General features: G+C 72.7%; 14 protein-coding genes. 7 read left to right on the top strand and 7 right to left on the bottom strand.

From position 1 onward, the window contains the following. Position 1 precedes the first annotated feature (1 nt). The 7 genes from AB0D99_RS01680 to AB0D99_RS01650 all read right to left on the bottom strand — a co-directional run bounded on the left by AB0D99_RS01680 (position 2) and on the right by AB0D99_RS01650 (position 7,747). A complete protein-coding gene (locus AB0D99_RS01680; protein ID WP_362355665.1) occupies positions 2 to 1,333 on the bottom strand; it encodes an STM4012 family radical SAM protein in 1,332 nt (443 codons plus the stop codon). Further along, positions 1,330 to 2,151, bottom strand: coding sequence for an STM4013/SEN3800 family hydrolase (locus AB0D99_RS01675; protein WP_362356035.1), 822 nt, complete (start codon positions 2,149 to 2,151; stop codon positions 1,330 to 1,332). The genes AB0D99_RS01680 and AB0D99_RS01675 overlap by 4 nt, the downstream gene beginning before the upstream one ends. Before the next feature lie 20 nt (positions 2,152 to 2,171). Beyond that, positions 2,172 to 3,383, bottom strand: coding sequence for an STM4014 family protein (locus AB0D99_RS01670; RefSeq protein WP_362355663.1), 1,212 nt, complete (start codon positions 3,381 to 3,383; stop codon positions 2,172 to 2,174). Then, positions 3,380 to 4,339, bottom strand: a complete 960-nt coding sequence (locus AB0D99_RS01665; protein WP_362355661.1) for an STM4015 family protein — start codon at positions 4,337 to 4,339, stop codon at positions 3,380 to 3,382. Before AB0D99_RS01665 ends, AB0D99_RS01670 begins: the two co-directional genes overlap by 4 nt. 297 nt (positions 4,340 to 4,636) lie before the next feature. Further along, positions 4,637 to 5,734, bottom strand: a complete 1,098-nt coding sequence (locus AB0D99_RS01660) for a hypothetical protein (protein WP_362355659.1) — start codon at positions 5,732 to 5,734, stop codon at positions 4,637 to 4,639. Positions 5,735 to 5,859: 125 nt separating this feature from the next. Continuing rightward, complete coding sequence (locus tag AB0D99_RS01655; protein ID WP_362355657.1) at positions 5,860 to 6,489, bottom strand: TetR/AcrR family transcriptional regulator; 630 nt, start codon at positions 6,487 to 6,489, stop codon at positions 5,860 to 5,862. A 79-nt stretch (positions 6,490 to 6,568) separates the two neighbouring features. Continuing rightward, positions 6,569 to 7,747: a Glu/Leu/Phe/Val dehydrogenase dimerization domain-containing protein gene (locus AB0D99_RS01650; protein ID WP_362355655.1), complete on the bottom strand. Its 1,179-nt coding sequence runs from the start codon at positions 7,745 to 7,747 to the stop codon at positions 6,569 to 6,571. 118 nt (positions 7,748 to 7,865) lie between these two features. Here AB0D99_RS01650 and AB0D99_RS01645 point away from each other — a divergent pair, with 118 nt between their 5' ends. The 7 genes from AB0D99_RS01645 to AB0D99_RS01615 all read left to right on the top strand — a co-directional run bounded on the left by AB0D99_RS01645 (position 7,866) and on the right by AB0D99_RS01615 (position 14,912). Beyond that, positions 7,866 to 9,065, top strand: a complete 1,200-nt coding sequence (locus AB0D99_RS01645) for an MBL fold metallo-hydrolase (protein WP_362355653.1) — start codon at positions 7,866 to 7,868, stop codon at positions 9,063 to 9,065. A gap of 608 nt (positions 9,066 to 9,673) precedes the next feature. Then, complete coding sequence (locus tag AB0D99_RS01640; RefSeq protein WP_362355651.1) at positions 9,674 to 10,840, top strand: ATP-binding protein; 1,167 nt, start codon at positions 9,674 to 9,676, stop codon at positions 10,838 to 10,840. Beyond that, positions 10,837 to 11,238, top strand: coding sequence for a roadblock/LC7 domain-containing protein (locus AB0D99_RS01635; RefSeq protein WP_355115089.1), 402 nt, complete (start codon positions 10,837 to 10,839; stop codon positions 11,236 to 11,238). The genes AB0D99_RS01640 and AB0D99_RS01635 overlap by 4 nt, the downstream gene beginning before the upstream one ends. Continuing rightward, a complete protein-coding gene (locus AB0D99_RS01630) occupies positions 11,235 to 11,612 on the top strand; it encodes a DUF742 domain-containing protein (RefSeq protein WP_362355649.1) in 378 nt (125 codons plus the stop codon). The genes AB0D99_RS01635 and AB0D99_RS01630 overlap by 4 nt, the downstream gene beginning before the upstream one ends. After that, on the top strand, positions 11,587 to 12,180 hold the full coding sequence (locus AB0D99_RS01625; RefSeq protein ID WP_362355647.1) for an ATP/GTP-binding protein: 594 nt from the start codon (positions 11,587 to 11,589) through the stop codon (positions 12,178 to 12,180). The genes AB0D99_RS01630 and AB0D99_RS01625 overlap by 26 nt, the downstream gene beginning before the upstream one ends. Before the next feature lie 9 nt (positions 12,181 to 12,189). Further along, positions 12,190 to 13,542: a cytochrome P450 gene (locus AB0D99_RS01620; RefSeq protein WP_362355645.1), complete on the top strand. Its 1,353-nt coding sequence runs from the start codon at positions 12,190 to 12,192 to the stop codon at positions 13,540 to 13,542. A gap of 98 nt (positions 13,543 to 13,640) precedes the next feature. Next, on the top strand, positions 13,641 to 14,912 hold the full coding sequence (locus AB0D99_RS01615; RefSeq protein WP_362355642.1) for a tryptophan dimethylallyltransferase family protein: 1,272 nt from the start codon (positions 13,641 to 13,643) through the stop codon (positions 14,910 to 14,912). Positions 14,913 to 14,971: the final 59 nt, after the last annotated feature.

Raw genomic sequence — 14,971 nt, 5'->3', positions numbered from 1 at the left:
TTCACTTCGGCTCGTAGGCGGCCATCGCCGCCCGGACGGCCGGGGAGAACAGCGCCGGACCGAGCGCGTCCGAGTGGGCCAGCCCCTCGGGCGAGAGCCGCAGCAGCCCGTCCGGCGCCGTGGGATCCAGCCAGCCGAGCGCCTCGAACCGGCCCAGTTCGGCCGGGAAGTCCGCGAACGGCGAAGCGCCGAAACGCTCCTCGTACGAGGCCGTGGACATGCCCCGGGCCTGCAGGAGGGACTGGAGCAGATGGCGGCGCCGCGCCTCGTCCGCGTCGACCCACCGGCCCACCTCCGGGCGGGTGAAGTCCCCGGTCCCGGTGTAGGCGTCGATGATCGAGCGGACCTCTCGCATGTCCACGGCGTAGTCGAAGGAGTAGTGCAGCGAGGAGGTGTACGAACGCGCCCCGCAGCCCAGGCCGATCATGCCGTCGGTCTGGCAGGCGTAGTCGTCGGCGCCCTGCGGCGGGGCGTCGGCGCGCCGGAACATCCGCATCGACTCCTGCGCGTAGCCCCGGGCCAGCAGATGGTCCCGGCCGTGGCGGTACAGCCGCAGCCGCTGCTCGTCCCACTCCAGGTCGGCGCCGGGCGAGAGCCGGCCGAGGCCGGTGAGCGGGCGGACGTAGAGGGGATAGAGGTAGAGCTCCTCGGGCGCCCAGGCGAGCGCGGCGTCGAGGGAGCGGGTCCAGGACTCCTCGGTCTGGCCGTCGATGCCGTAGATCAGGTCGATGTTGAGGACGGGCACGCCGGTGTCCCGGATGCGGCCGAGCGCGGCCTCGACGTCGGCGCGGCGCTGGGGGCGCACGGCGGCGCGGGCCTCCGCCTCGACGAAGCTCTGCACCCCGATGCTCAGACGGGTGGCGCCCCGATCGGCCAGGACCGCCAGCCGGTCCGCCGTCGCCGTCGAGGGCGAGGTCTCCACGGAGAGCGGGACGCTCCGCAGGTCCGCGCCCATGCGCTTCTCCGCGATGTCGCAGAGCCGCTCCAGCTCGCCGGCGGTGAGGAACGTGGGGGTGCCGCCGCCGAACGCGGCCGTGGCGAAGCGGACGGGTCCGGCGTCGCCCAGCGCCTCCCGTACCGCCGTCGCCTGCCGGTCGAGCGCGTCGAGGTAGCGGCCGGTCAGGTCGTCCGGGGCGCCGATCCGGGTGAAGAGGTTGCAGAAGCCGCAGCGGACCTCGCAGAAGGGAATGTGCGCGTAGAGGGAGAGGGCGTCCTTCGGCTCGTCCGCCCACAGAGCGGCGAGCGAGGGCGCGGGGTCGGGGAGCCTCCGGTACGCGGTCTTGTGCGGGTAGGCGTAGACGTAGCTCTCGTACGGACGCGGGCCCCCGGTCACGCGATCGTCTCCCGCTCCGGGCCGGGCAGGAGGAAGTGGGCGTACGGGACGGTCCACACGACCTCGTGGCCGAGGCGGTGACCGGTGAAGCCGTCCTCCCCGTAGGCGGTGCCGTGGTCGGAGCAGACGATCGCGAAGCAGCTCCTGCGGCTGCTCATGGCGGCGAAGAGCCGGCCGATGTGCCGGTCGACGTACTCCAGCGCCGCCGCGTGGGAGGCACGGGTGTCACCGGACTCCCGCGTCGCGCCGGGCAGATGGAACCAGTTGGGCTGGTGCAGGGCGGAGACGTTGACGAAGAGGAAGAGGCGCCGCTCGCGCGGGAGCGCGGCGACGATCTCCTCGGCCCGGGTCACCTGGGATGCGAAGGAGGTGGGGGAGGTCACGCCGAAGCCGGGCTCCCAGTGGCTCTCGTCGAAGAGGCCGGGCAGCACGGAGCCGAGCGGACCCTGGCCGTTGAAGAAGCCGACACCGCCGACGCAGGCGGTGCGGTAGCCCTCCTTCGCCAGACCGGAGACCAGATCGGGGGTGTCGTGGACGAAGGTGCCGTCGGCGGTGCTCTCGCTGCCCGCGAACCGCGCGGCGAAGAGGCGGGGGTGCGGGCCCTGGGTGTCCGGGGTCGGCAGGAAGCCCGCGAAGATCGCCTGGTGGGAGGCGTAGGTGAAGCTGCCGGGGGCGTGTCGGCGCTCCCAGCGGCCGTCGGGGAGATGGCGGGCCAGGTTCGGGATGCGGCCGGCGGCGGCGAGTTCGGCCGCGACGTCGTACCGGAGCGTGTCGAGCGTGACCAGGAGGAGATCGTGGCTGCCCACGATCGCGTTCATGTCGGGTGAGGGGGGCCGGTTCACGCGGTACTCGTTCCTGTGGTGCTCAAGGTGCTCAAGGTGCTCAAGGTGCTGGTAGTGCTCAAAGTGCTGATGGTGGCGGTGGTGTGAGAGGGGTTTCGGCGCAGGAGTGCGGAGACCTGGGCGGCGTAGGTGTCCTGGCCCTCCGCGCCGCTGCCCGGGAGGCCGGTGAGGCCGGGGAGGAGGTCGCCGAAGGCGTTGACCTCGCCGACGGCGAAGCGCCGCCAGCCGACGGCCGGAAGCAGATCGACGCCGACGCACTGCGTCCCGGGGAAGGCCGCCGCGGCCCGCTCGCACACGTCGAGCACGTCCGCCCACCGACCGCCCGCGCCGGCCACCGCAGCACGCACGGCGCCCATGTCGCCCCGGGTGCCGCCCAGATGGAGGTTGGTCATGGGGCAGCGACTGGTCCGGACGACGGCATGGGTGGCCCGGCCGGCGATCACCACCACGCGCAGGTCGGCCACCCGTCCCCCCAGCGCCGCCTTCGGCAGCCAGCGCTCCACATGCAGTCCGTCCGGGGCGAGCGCGTCCACGACCGCGGCGACCTCGCGCTCCGTCGTGTAGCGGCGCACCCGCAGGGAGTTGAAGAGCCTCCCGTCCGATGCGCGTTCCACGGAGGTGGTGGCCTGCACCCGGCCGGCGCCGTTCGTCTCCACGGCCAGCACCCCCGAGGCGGACGAGCCGTGGGCGAGCTTCACGAAGACCCGGCGCAGCCCGCACGCCGTCATCAGGGCGCGGACGTCCGCCCAGTCGCGCACGGCCGCGCCGTCGGCCCCCGACGTCGGCGCGTCGGGTACCGGGACGCCGGCCTCGCGCAGCCGGGCATGGGCGAGCCGCTTGTCGAACAGCACCGCCAGCTCGGTGGGGTCGTCGACGAGGGCCGCCCCGGCGCCGCGCACGGTCCGGGCCAGCTCGGCCGTGGCCGCCGTGAACGACGCGTACCAGCGGGCCGTGCCCTCGACCCGCGTCGGGTCGTCCGTCCCGCGCAGCAGCCGGTCGACCTCCGGCTCCTCGCCGGGTGATTCGAGCCGGACGCTCTCGCCGGGGTGGAACCGTGCCCCGCCCCGCAGGACGTCGAGCCAGGGTTCGACCCGCACCTCGGGCAGCCCGGCGGCCCGCACCGCGTCGCGGAAGAACGCCACCCGGCGGTTGGCCGGATTGCCGACGACGACGAGGCGGGGGTGCGGGAGGGGTGCGGACCGCGTCATTCCGCGACCGCGACGTACCGGTGGACCTCGCCGTCTCCGTGGTCCTCCGGATCCTGCGCGTCCGCGACGTCGACGGTCACGCCGTGCGGGGTGAGGGCGTCGACGATCCGCTCGCCCGTCTTCGCCGACAGGTAGTGGTGGAAGAGGTCCAGGTGGGAGAGATGCGTCAACGGCTGTCCCGCCAGCAGCGCTTCGGCCCCCTCGTCCGTGAGCGTGCCCATCGACAGGTCGAGGCGGTCGAGCCGCGCGACCACCGGGGCGCTTGCCACGGCGGCCGCGATCTCGTCCTGCATGTCGCTGTTGCGCAGACCGAGATGGCGCAGGGCGGGGAGGTGGGTACCGGCGAGCAGCGGCTCCAGGTCGGCGACCGAGGAGTCTCCGCCGTACTGGTCGGTGCCGAGCCACAGGTCCAGCTTCTCCAGCGCGGGCAGATCGCTCCCGGCGATGCCGCGTACCACCTCGGCGCCGAGCCCGCCCGACTCCACCACGAGGGTGCGCAGTCCGGAGTGCCGGATCACCGGGAACGCGAGCTCCGAACCGCCGCGTACCCCGAACTCGCGCAGGGCGGGGTAGGCGGCGAGCAGCGGCGTCACGTCGGACTGCTGGATCCAGGAGATCTCGCAGTCCTCGAAGGTCATGTCGCCGAGGAAGAGCGCCTCGAGAGCGGGCAGCCGGTCCCTGGCCGAGATCAGGGCGGTGACGATCGCCGCGGACGAGGTGTCGTACGCCTCGTCCCAGCCGCCGACGACCAGCGCGCGGACCCGCTCGGTGTCGACGTTCTCGAGGAAGCGGGCGAAGACCTGGTCCCACTGCTCCTCGTCGTCCTCGCAGTAGGTCGCGCCGGAGACGCGCCAGGCCACCGAGGCGGCTTCCGGCAGGTCGACGACGGTGTCGTGATCCGGGAAGTGGAACACGGGCAGGCCGTGGAACTCCTGCAGATATCCCGAAATGGTCATGAGCGCTCCCGGCACCGGACGGCGTGTGATCGGCTGACGCGAGCAGTTGTACCAAGCCGCACCGACAACTCCGCGCGCCGGGGGCGTTCACGGTCCGCCTCCGGTCCCCACGCCGGGCGGCGCCCGTCGCTCGACACGCGGCCGCTCCGTCCGGGAGGGGCGGGCAGGACCGGGCGGGGAGGGTCTCGGGGCGGGAGCCGGGGAGGGGCGTCAGGACGGGGCGGGAGGGCGTCAGGACGGGGGCCGGAGGGGAGTCGGCGGGTCGGGGAGGTCTCGGGACGGGTCGGGGAGGGGCGGTCAGGTAGGGGTGCCGGGGTCCGTGTACCGCAGGAGCGCGCCCACGCCCTCGTGCAGGGGCAGCTCGCTCTCGGGGACGACGACCAGCTCGGCGCCGGTGCCGACGAGCGCACGGACGAGCGCCTCGTCGGCGCGCTCCTCATGCGGAGCCCGCACTCCGAAGGAGGACAGTTCGGCCTCCGTCAGGGCGAGTTGGGTGGGGTCGGGGCCCACCCAGAGCCGTGGTGAGGGCCCGGGCGTCCGGTTCAGGAGCAGCGCGGCGACCTGGCCGCGTTGCAGCGCGGCGACGGTGGCGGCCAGCCCCTCCGTGACGGGCCCGCCACCGGCCCGCCGTCCGATGAAGATCTGCACGAGCTCCCAGTCGTGCGCGGCCATGTGGCCGCGGAGGACGGTGTCGAGCTGCGGCTCCAGCAGGGCGCGTCCGGTCTCGGTGGGGGTCCTGCCGCCCACGCGTACGACCCTCTCCCGCAGCCCGCGGGGCATCCGGCGGATCAGGACGTTGCACGCCCACGCGTCCCCGCCCACGACGACGGCGTCGGCATGGGCGCCGCGCGCCTGTTCGTCCAGCCGGTGGCCGAGCCGGAGGGCGGTGCGGTGCCAGGTCGCCACGGGGACCCTGCGGTGCAGCCGCTCACCCGGGGTGACGGTCGAGGTGGGCCAGGTGCCGGTCTCGGCCTCCAGCGTCACCCAGCCGTGGGCCTCGGCCGTCGGGAGGCCGCGGTAGTGCACGACCACGGCCAGGTAGGGGATCTCCGGAACATGCTGGGCGACCAGGGGCATCGCGTCCGGCAGCGTGCTGTAGCGCGCCGAATCGCGCTCGGGCGGCCTGGGCAGCTCACCGTCGAGGACGAGCGTCCCGTGGGCGGCGAAGACCGCCTGCCCGTGCGCTCCCGGCACCTCCGTGTCGGCGCCGACGGCCCGCTCCAGCACGTCGAGGAGCCGCCCGTCCGCGCCCTGGCGGGACAGGCTCTCGCGCAAGCGGTGCCAGCGCAGCGCGATCGCCCGCTCGGGGTGCTCGGCGTCCCGGGAGGTGTCCAGATACACGGAGGCGTACGGGCCGGGCTCCGCGTAGAGGGGCTCAAGGAAAGACAGCCTCATCGCCGCTCCTCGTCGATGGTCTCCCCACGTTCGATGATGCACCACCGCGAGGTACCGACGGGCCGCCGCGGGCGTCGGTGGCTCCTGCCCCGGGGCGCGGGTCCCACCGGCGGGGCGACGCCCGGCTACGGCCGCCCGGGTGTGGCCTCGGAGCCGTCCAGGGAGGTGAGGCCGAGCTCGCGGGCCAGCGCGGCGTCGGCCCACTCCAGCATGGCCGCACGGGAGAGCGAGCCGGCGTACGAGGTCATCTGCACCGCGAGCCCGTCGAGGAACGCCGTCAGCCGCCAGGCCGCGGCGGCCGGGTCCGGGCAGGGAAACTCGCCCGCCGCCGCGCCCTCGGCGATCACCTGCGTCAGGGCGGACTTCCACTGCTGGTCGAGCGCGCCCGCGACCTCGCGCAGCGCCGGTTCCCGCAGACAGGCCGCCCAGCCCTCGATCCACAGCCGCCAGCCCTTGGCCTGCCCGGTCGGGGCGTACCAGCGCACCGCCGCCCGCAGCCGGCGCAGGGCGCTGGTCCGTCGCCCGAGGAGGCGGCGCAGATGGGCGAGGTCGCCCTCGGCGGCGTAGGCGAAGGCCGCGGCGACGAGCTTCTCCTTGGTCGAGAAGTGGTAGAGCACGAGTGCGTTGCTGACGCCGAGCGCGGAGGCCACATCGGCGATCCTGACGGCCGCCACGCCCCGGACCTCGATCTGCTCGACGGCGGCCCGGAGAAGCTCCTCCTGCCGTTCCGCCACGCTCAGCCGCACTCTCGCCACGTCGGTCAGCCTACACAGCACATGACACGGGCATGATCATCTTCGCGGGGTGGGTGTGTGGCCCCCGCGGCCCGCGCCGTCAGTACCAGCCGTAGCGCTCGGCGATCTCCGGCAGCCGCTCCTCCACCAGCGCGTGAGCCGCCCGGCGCGGCGTGCCGCCGTCCGCCTCCGCCCGGTCGAGCATGTGGCCGACCAGAGCCCTCATCGCCCGCCTGACGTGCCCGAACGCCTCGTCCGCGTCCGCCCCGATGTCGCCGAAGAGCGTCCACCACCACCAGGCGTTCGTGCCCGAATTGACGACGACGTCGGGGAGCACCACGACCCCGCGCGCCGCGAGCAGCTCCTCCGCCTCGGGGAGGACCGGCATGTTGGCCGCCTCGACGATCCACCGGGCCCGGATCGACGCCTGCGTCTCGGCGTCGATCGCGTACGAGACGGCCGCGGGGACGAGGACCTCCGCGTCGACGGACATCCAGGCGTCCCCCGCCTCCTCGCGGTCCCCCGACCGGAGCGCCGCGCGGTCCACGGTCCCGTGCCCGTCGCGGGCGGCGAGGAGCGCCTCGACGTCGAGCCCCTCCGGGTTGACGATCGTGCCCTTCACGTCCGCGACCGCCACCACGACGAGCCCGGCCCGCTCCAGGAAGCGGGCGGTGGCCCCGCCCATCGTTCCGAGCCCCTGGACCGAGACCCGCGTGCCCGGGTACGGCCGTCCGGCCCGGTCGAGTGCCACGAGAACCGACTCGGCGACCCCGCAGCCGCCCACCAGCTCGTCGAGCCCGATCCCGTCCACCTCGACCTCGAAGGCGTCGGCCAGCCGCCGCCGGGCCGCCGCCTCGTCCTCCAAGAGGGGGTACACGGCCTGGATCGAGGAGACGAGCCCCGCCTCCGCGGCGGCCCGGTCGATCAGCTCCTGCGTCAGCCCGAGATCCTCGCCGGTGGTCCAGAAGCGTTCGATGTACGGCCGCATCGCCCGCAGGTAGCGGACCAGCACGCCGTACGCCTCCGGGGAGCGCGGATCGCAGTCGATGCCGCCCTTGGCCCCGCCCAGCGGCACGTACCGACCGGTCGGGTCGTAGTGCAGGGCCTCCTTCATGGTCATGCCCCTGGCGAGCCCGGCGACCTCCTCGGCCGTGCATCCCGCGCGCATCCGCAGCCCGCCGCTGGCCACCCCGCGCACCAGCCGGTCGACGACCAGATGGCCGCGGGCGCCGGTCACATGGTCCGTCCATCCGACGGACAGCAGGGGTGCGGGGGTCATGGGAACACTCCGGGACTCGTCGAGCTCTACTGAACAGCCATTCAGTATCACGCATCGTCCCAGCCGCAAACGGCGAGGGTTGCCCATAATGGAACGACACCGACCATCTGGAGGCCCTGTGACCGGCACCGGCTCCGACCATCCGCTGCGGGCCCGCCTGCGCGCCCTGCGGCCCGAGGCCTTCGGCGCCGACCCGAGCGGGGAGCGCTGGGAGCGGATCAAGCGCTCGCCGAACTTCGCCGACGGGGTCTTCCAGAACCCGGTGGCAGCCCGGACCCGGCCCTCCGGTTCCACGCTCGAGTTCGCGAAGATCTACTTCCAGAAGGAGGCCCGGGCGCGTCGTGGCCCCACCGGCACGATCCCCGTCCACGCCACCACCCTGGCCGACCTCGCCAAGCCGCCGGCCTCGGGACTCCGCCTCACCTGGATGGGGCACTCCAGCGTCCTCGCCGAGATCGACGGCCACCGGGTGCTCTTCGACCCGGTATGGGGCGACCGCTGCTCGCCCTACGGCTTCGCGGGACCGAAGAGGCTGCACCCCGTGCCGCTGCCGCTCGCCGCGCTCGGCCCGGTCGACGTCGTCGTGATCTCCCACGACCACTACGACCACCTCGATCTGCCCACGATCAAGGCCCTGGCCTCCACGGACACGGTCTTCGCCGTCCCGCTGGGCGTCGGCGCCCATCTGGAGCGCTGGGGCGTGTCCCCGTCGCGTCTGCGCGAGCTCGACTGGAACGAGTCCACCGAGATCGGCGAGCTGCGGCTCACCGCGACCCCCGCGCGCCACTTCTGCGGCCGCGGCCTGCGCAACACCCAGCACACCCTCTGGGCGTCCTGGGTCGTCTCGGGGCCGGACCACCGGATCTTCCACAGCGGCGACACGGGCTACTTCCCCGGCTTCGCCGAGATCGGCGCCGCGCACGGTCCCTTCGACGCGACGATGATCCAGATCGGGGCGTACTCCGCCGAGTACTGGCCCGACATCCACATGACGCCCGCCGAGGGCGTGCAGGCCCATCTCGACCTCCAGGGCGGCCGCCCGCACGGCGTGCTGCTGCCGATCCACTGGGGCACCTTCAACCTCGCCCTGCACGCCTGGGCGGAGCCCGGGGAGTGGACGACCGACGCGGGAGCGGAGGCCGGACAGGCCGTCGCGTCCCCCCGTCCGGGAGAGCCCTTCGAGCCTTCCGGAAAGCTCCCCGCCGACCCGTGGTGGCGGGGCATCTCCGCCCCGATCGCCCGCCCCTGGCGCCGGCCCAAGGGCCAGGCTCCGGCCGCCGCGGCGCGCGGAGACCTGGACCTCGCGGGCGAGCGCTGACCCCGGGGCACGTACACACCTGACGAACTCGGGACCCTCGGGCCCGGTCCGGCCGACCTCCGTCGCCGGCCGGGCCCGGCCCGTGTCCGGCCGCCGTCCGTCGACCGGCCGGACGCCCCTGACCAGCCCGGCCGCGCGCGTCCGGCGCGGCCGACGCGCGGTCCGGCCCTCGGGCCCGGCCGTCCGCCGCCCCGAGCGGCTCCGTGCGCCCCCGCCCTCGCCGTCGGTCAGAACCGCACCAACGGACACGAAGCACGGCAAAGGCAGCGCGCCCCGCGACGCCGATTCCCCCTCTTTTCACGGAACTTCGTCAACTCCCCGCGACGCGCGCCCCGCTCGGCCGCGAACCCTCCGTGCCGTCCCGCCTGCGCATTCCGCTTATGTCCGCCGCGCGCGCTCAATGCGTACCGGACCGACCCCTGTTGACGATCGGTCACCTGTTCGTTGCCCGGTGATACGATCATCGCGCTTGCGGGGCGGGGGATGGGCGAAGACGACATCTCCGACCGCGGTCACCATCCGCGCAATGACCGGCGCGGACAGGTCCGCCGGTCCACCCGCATTGACGGAATTCAGCAGCTGGCCGTCAGTCGCCTGAAGAGAGTCTTATGACGCATTACGCACAGAACCCAGTGCTCTGGGTCCTTCTCGTCGCCGTCATCGGCGCAGTCGCCGTCATTGTCCGCCAGCGCAGGGGGGCAAGGGCTCTGCGGGGTGAGATCGAAGAGATCAAGGCCCATTACAACGAGCTGGAGAGCAGCTTCTCGAAATCCGTCGAGATCGAGAAGGAGCGGGCCCAGGACGCGACGAAGTCGGTCCTCAAGTCCGCGATGCGGACGCTGCAGGGCCTCGCCGCCGAGCAGCAGTCGGTCATCTCCGGACTGCAGAGCAAGTACGGCGAGTCCGTGATCCTCCAGGACCTCCTGGAGATCGACCACACGAACTCGCAGTTCGGCCGACGCGCCCAGTCCATCGCGGTGCTGTGCGACGGATGGCTGGGGCGCCAGCGCGATGTCGCCTCGGTCTACGACGTGGTCCGCAGCGCCCAGGGCCGGATCCGGCACTTCCGGCGCGTGGAGATCCTCTCGCAGGTGGACTTCGCGATCACCAGCCGCTCCGTGGAACCGGTGGCGCTGGCTCTCGCCGAGCTCCTCGACAACGCCACCAGCTACTCCAGCCCGGACACCGTGGTCGAGATCAACATCCGCACCGTGCCCAAGGGCATCTGCATCGTCGTCGACGACGCCGGTGTCGGCATGAACGACGAGGAGCGGGCCAAGGCCACGAAGCTGCTCCTGAGCGAGCGCGTCTCCGGCGTCTCGGGCCTCGGCAGCCCCCCGCAGTTCGGCTTCGCGGTGATCGGCGTGCTCTGCGAGCGCTTCGGCTTCGAGGTGTCGGTGGACTCCAGCTCTCCGTACGGAGGCGTCCGCGCCGTACTCCTCCTGCCGCACGAACTGCTCACCAACATGCCGGAGAAGAAGCCGCAGACGCCGGCCGTCCCCGCGATCTCCGCCACGGACCCGCACGGTCCCGAGGCCGCCGTGGCCGGCGGCTCGACCTCCGACGGGCTGCCGAAGCGCCGCCGCAAGCGGCCGATGGCGATCGTCCCCGGCAGCACGACCGCACCCGCGGCGACCCGCTCCGGTGCCGAGACCGCGGCGATCATGGGGGCCTTCCAGCGAGGCACGCAATCCGGCCGGGCGACCCGCCCGGAATCGGCGGATCGAACCAGCAGCGCACGTGATGCGAGCAGCGAAGGGCATGAGATCTCGTGAACGACGATCTGTCATGGATGCTTGACAGCGCCTTGGAGATACCCGGGGCGCTGCATGCCGTCCTGGTTTCCGCGGACGGTCTGCTGATGGCCCGGACCAAGGACTTCGACAAGGACAACGCGGACACCGTCGCCGCCGCCATGAGCGGTGTGCAGTCGCTCAGCCGGTCCCTCGGCTTCTTCGTCGACGGTGGTCACCTGCGGTGGCGCCAGACGCTGGTCGAGTTCGACGGCGGTTGGGTCTTCCTCATCTCCGCGGGGGAGGGCGCCTATCTCGGTGTCTCGGCCTCGCCGGACGTCGACATGCAGGACATCACCTTCCGGATGCAGCAGCTCGTCGGCCAGTTGGGCAAGGCCCTGACGACGCCGCCGCGCGAGAACCTCGGCGTCCGGTCATGAGCGGCTTCGGAGAGCTGGAGCCCGAGGCCGCGGAATTAGTGCGTCCGTACGTCATCACCAAGGGACGCGGCCTGCCCGACGAGGAGCAGCTGTCCCTGATCACCCTGGTCACCGCGGCGGGTGACGAGCAGCAGCGTCCGACGCGGCTCTCCCCCGAGGAACAGGGTCTGCTGGACCTGTGCACCGCCGGCTATCTCTCGGTCGCCGAGATCGCGGGACACACGCGGCTGCCCATGGGTGTGGTGAAGATCCTTCTCTCCGCGCTCACCGAGGGCGGCTACCTCATCACCCGTCCGCCCGTGCAGCGTGCCGCGCTCGCGGACCGAGACATCCTGGAGGAGGTGCTGCATGGACTACGCACCAAGTTTGGGTGAGCAGGCGTACGTCCGCGGCGGGGCGACGCAGATCGCCGTGAAGATCCTCGTCGTCGGTCACTTCGCCGTCGGCAAGACCACCTTCATCGGCGCGATCTCGGAGATCCCTCCGCTGTCCACCGAGGAGACGATGACGCGCGCGGGGGAGTCGTTCGACGACCTCAAGGGCGTCCGGAGCAAGACCACCACCACGGTGGCCATGGACTTCGGCCGACTGACCATCAGCGACCGCGTCGTGCTGTACCTGTTCGGAACCCCGGGCCAGCAGCGCTTCGTGCAGATGTGGGAGGACATGGCGCGCGGCGCGCTCGGAGCGCTGGTGCTGGTCGACCCCGAGCGGCTGGCGGACTCCTTCACCGTGATCGACCTGATCGAGCAGTACGGTCTCGACTACGCGATCGCGGTGAACCGTTTCGACGGCACGGCGGATCGGGAGGAACGGGCACTGCGCGAGGCGCTCGACCTGCTCGACGACACCCCGGTCGTCACCTGCGACGCGCGCGACGAACAGTCGTCCGCCGACGCGCTGATCACCCTTGTCCGGCATCTGCTGGACCGCGCTCACTAGGAAGCAGACATGGACGCTCAACCCACGGACGCCCCCGTTCCCCCGCCCGGGTGCCCCGCGCACAGCGGCGGCCGGGTGCCGCTGCACGGGCCGGAGTTCGCGGCCGATCCGCAGGCGTACTACACCTACCTGCGTCACTTCGGACCGACCGCACCCGTGGAGCTCGCTCCGGGGGTGGAGGCCACGCTCGTCACCGACTACGCGACGGCGTTGCAGCTGCTCCAGGACTCCGGTTCCTTCCGCAAGGACGCGCGCCGGTGGCGGGACCTCGCCGAGGGCCGGATCAGCCCGGACAGCCCGGTCGTCCCGGTGCTCGCGTACCGGCCCAACTGCATGTTCAGCGACGGCGCCGAGCACCTGCGGCTGCGGCAGGCGGTCACGGACAGCATGGCCCGCGTCGACGTGCGCAGGCTGAGCCGGAGCACCGAGCAGGTCTCCAACTACCTCATCTCGCAGTTCGGCGCGCGGGGGTCCGCCGATCTGCTCGGTGACTACGCCAAGCAGCTGCCGCTCTTCGTGTTCAACGAACTCTTCGGCTGCCCCGCCGACATCGGCGACCGCGTGCAGTTCGGCATCACCGGCATGTTCGACGGCGTCAACGCCGAGAAGGCGGTCGAGGTCCTGTTCGGCGCGGTCGGCGAGCTGGTCGCGCTCAAGCGTGCCAGGCCGGGCGAGGACGTCACCTCGTGGCTGATGCAGCATCAGGCAGCCCTCACGGACGAGGAGATGGTCCACCAGCTCGCCCTCCTGCTGGTGGCGGGCAACGAACCCCTGCGCAACCTCATCGGCAACACCCTGCACCGGCTCCTCACCCATGACGCGTACGCCCACAAGGGCGGTCTGATCGACGAGGCGATCGACGACACGCTGTGGGAGAACCCGCCCATGCAGAACCTCGCGCCGCACTATCCGGCGCACGACATGGAGTTCGCCGGGCAGAAGCTGAGCGCGGGCGAACTCGTCCTCGTCAGCTTCGCGGCCGCCAACACCGGCCCGGCGCTCCGGGAGGCGCGTCAGGCCGGCAGCAACCGGGCCCATCTGGCCTGGAGCGCCGGACCGCACGCCTGCCCGTCGAAGGAGCCCGCCCGGCAGATCACGGTGACCGCCATCGAGAACCTGCTGAACCAGCTTCCCGACGTCGAACTCGCCGTCCCCGAGGACAGCTTGGTCTGGCGCCCGGGCCCCTTCAACCGGGGCCTCGCCACGCTGCCCGCCCGCTTCACCCCGGCCGACACCCTTCGTGGGGCGGTCGCCGAGGTGCGTCCCGAGGCGTCCCCGCGTCCGGAAGCGGCGCCCGCGGCGGCCGGGAAGCGCGAACGGGGCGGAAAGTGGAGTCAGTTCCTCAATTGGCTCACCAAGTGACGCACGTGATTCCCGTGGTCTCAGCCGTCACGGCATGAACACTTTGCCTCAGGGGTAGTGAGCTGGCGCTATCCGTCGTTCTCGAGGCAAGGAGAGTCGTGGACCACATACCCGCCGACGCCGATCTGTTGCAGAACCCCACCGAGTGGGGGCCCCTGGATACCCGCCTCGCACGGCGGGTATCTTCTTGGGCGCTCCGGCCCGGGAAGGACGGACCGGTGGCCGTCTCCCCGCCAGGCGGCGTGAACCCGCCCGACGGGGAGACACTCGGCGGCCACGCGGCGAGACAGGTGCTGCGGCTGTGCGAGGCCGCGGGGCTGAACGGCGCCGACTCGGCGGAGTACGCGCGGACGCTGCTCCTGGCCCTGGGACCGGTGGCGGAGCGGCCGCTCGCCCTGCCGGCCCCCGACGACTCCTTCCTCTCCGACGACCACACGCCGGTGGAGTACTCGCTCGCCTTCGTGCCGGACGAGGACCCGACCCTGCGGGTGCTCCTCGAACCGGGGTGCGGCGCCGACGGTCTCGCGGAGAACGGACGCACGGGACTGCGGGTCGTCCGGGAGATGGCGCGGCGCTGGGGGTTCGACACCAAGCGCCTGGACGAGCTGGAGGACCTGTTCTTCCCGCCGAACCCCCAGGGCCCGCTGGCGCTCTGGTGCGCGCTGGAGCTCGTGCCCGGCGGGATCCCCCGGATGAAGGTCTATCTGAACCCCGCGGCGTCCGGGCAGGAACGTTCCGCCGCGACGGTACGGGAAGCCCTGCGGAGGCTGGGCCACCGCAAGGCGTTCAGGGCGCTGCCCGAGGGCGACCGTCACCTGTTCTTCGCCCTGGACCTGGGGGACTGGGAACAGCCCCGGGTGAAGGTCTACCTTGCGCACCACGACATGTCGGCGCCGGAGGCGGCCGGCCTGTCCCGCGTGGACGGCGGCCCCGCACAGTCGGAGATCACGAGCTTCTTCCGCACGGCGGCCGGGCACGACACCGCCGCCGAGGAGGCGGACGGCCGCTTCGCGCGGCTGGACCGCAGACCCGTCCAGTCCTGCCACGCCTTCACCGAGACGGCGACGGGCCGCCCCAGCGGCTTCACCCTCTACATCCCGGTCCGCGACTACACGCGGCACGACGGCGAGGCCCTCGACCGGGCGATGACCGTACTCGACCGCCACGGCATCGACCCCGCCCCGCTCCTGCGTTCCCTCTCCGCCGTGACGTCCCGGCCGCTGAGCGACGGTGTCGGGCTCATCGCCTACCTGGGACTCGCCCACCAGGAAGGCCGCCCGCCACGGGTGACCGCCTACATCTCCTCGGAGGCGTACGCGGTCAGGCCCCCGGCCGCCGCGCCGGAACGGCAGGTCCAGGCCGTCCACTGACCGCTCCGGGAGCCGCCGAGACGGGTGGGTGAGCCTTCCCGGGAGTCCCGGCCCGAGCC

This window comes from Streptomyces sp. NPDC047971 (genome assembly GCF_040653355.1).
In the GTDB taxonomy this organism is placed as follows: Bacteria; Actinomycetota; Actinomycetes; order Streptomycetales; family Streptomycetaceae; genus Streptomyces.
The sequence above is the reverse complement of the archived record's forward strand: the minus strand, read 5'-3'. Positions and strand labels throughout refer to the sequence as shown.

What these genes read in the sequence shown, in the direction of transcription:
- AB0D99_RS01630 (WP_362355649.1), top strand. Translation starts at nt 11,235, where the DNA reads ATGAGCGGCTTCGGAGAGCTGGAGCCCGAGGCCGCGGAATTAGTGCGT.
- AB0D99_RS01640 (WP_362355651.1), top strand. Translation starts at nt 9,674, where the DNA reads ATGACGCATTACGCACAGAACCCAGTGCTCTGGGTCCTTCTCGTCGCC.
- AB0D99_RS01620 (WP_362355645.1), top strand. Translation starts at nt 12,190, where the DNA reads ATGGACGCTCAACCCACGGACGCCCCCGTTCCCCCGCCCGGGTGCCCC.
- AB0D99_RS01660 (WP_362355659.1), bottom strand. Translation starts at nt 5,734, where the DNA reads ATGAGGCTGTCTTTCCTTGAGCCCCTCTACGCGGAGCCCGGCCCGTAC.
- AB0D99_RS01665 (WP_362355661.1), bottom strand. Translation starts at nt 4,339, where the DNA reads ATGACCATTTCGGGATATCTGCAGGAGTTCCACGGCCTGCCCGTGTTC.
- AB0D99_RS01670 (WP_362355663.1), bottom strand. Translation starts at nt 3,383, where the DNA reads ATGACGCGGTCCGCACCCCTCCCGCACCCCCGCCTCGTCGTCGTCGGC.
- AB0D99_RS01625 (WP_362355647.1), top strand. Translation starts at nt 11,587, where the DNA reads ATGGACTACGCACCAAGTTTGGGTGAGCAGGCGTACGTCCGCGGCGGG.
- AB0D99_RS01675 (WP_362356035.1), bottom strand. Translation starts at nt 2,151, where the DNA reads ATGAACGCGATCGTGGGCAGCCACGATCTCCTCCTGGTCACGCTCGAC.
- AB0D99_RS01650 (WP_362355655.1), bottom strand. Translation starts at nt 7,747, where the DNA reads ATGACCCCCGCACCCCTGCTGTCCGTCGGATGGACGGACCATGTGACC.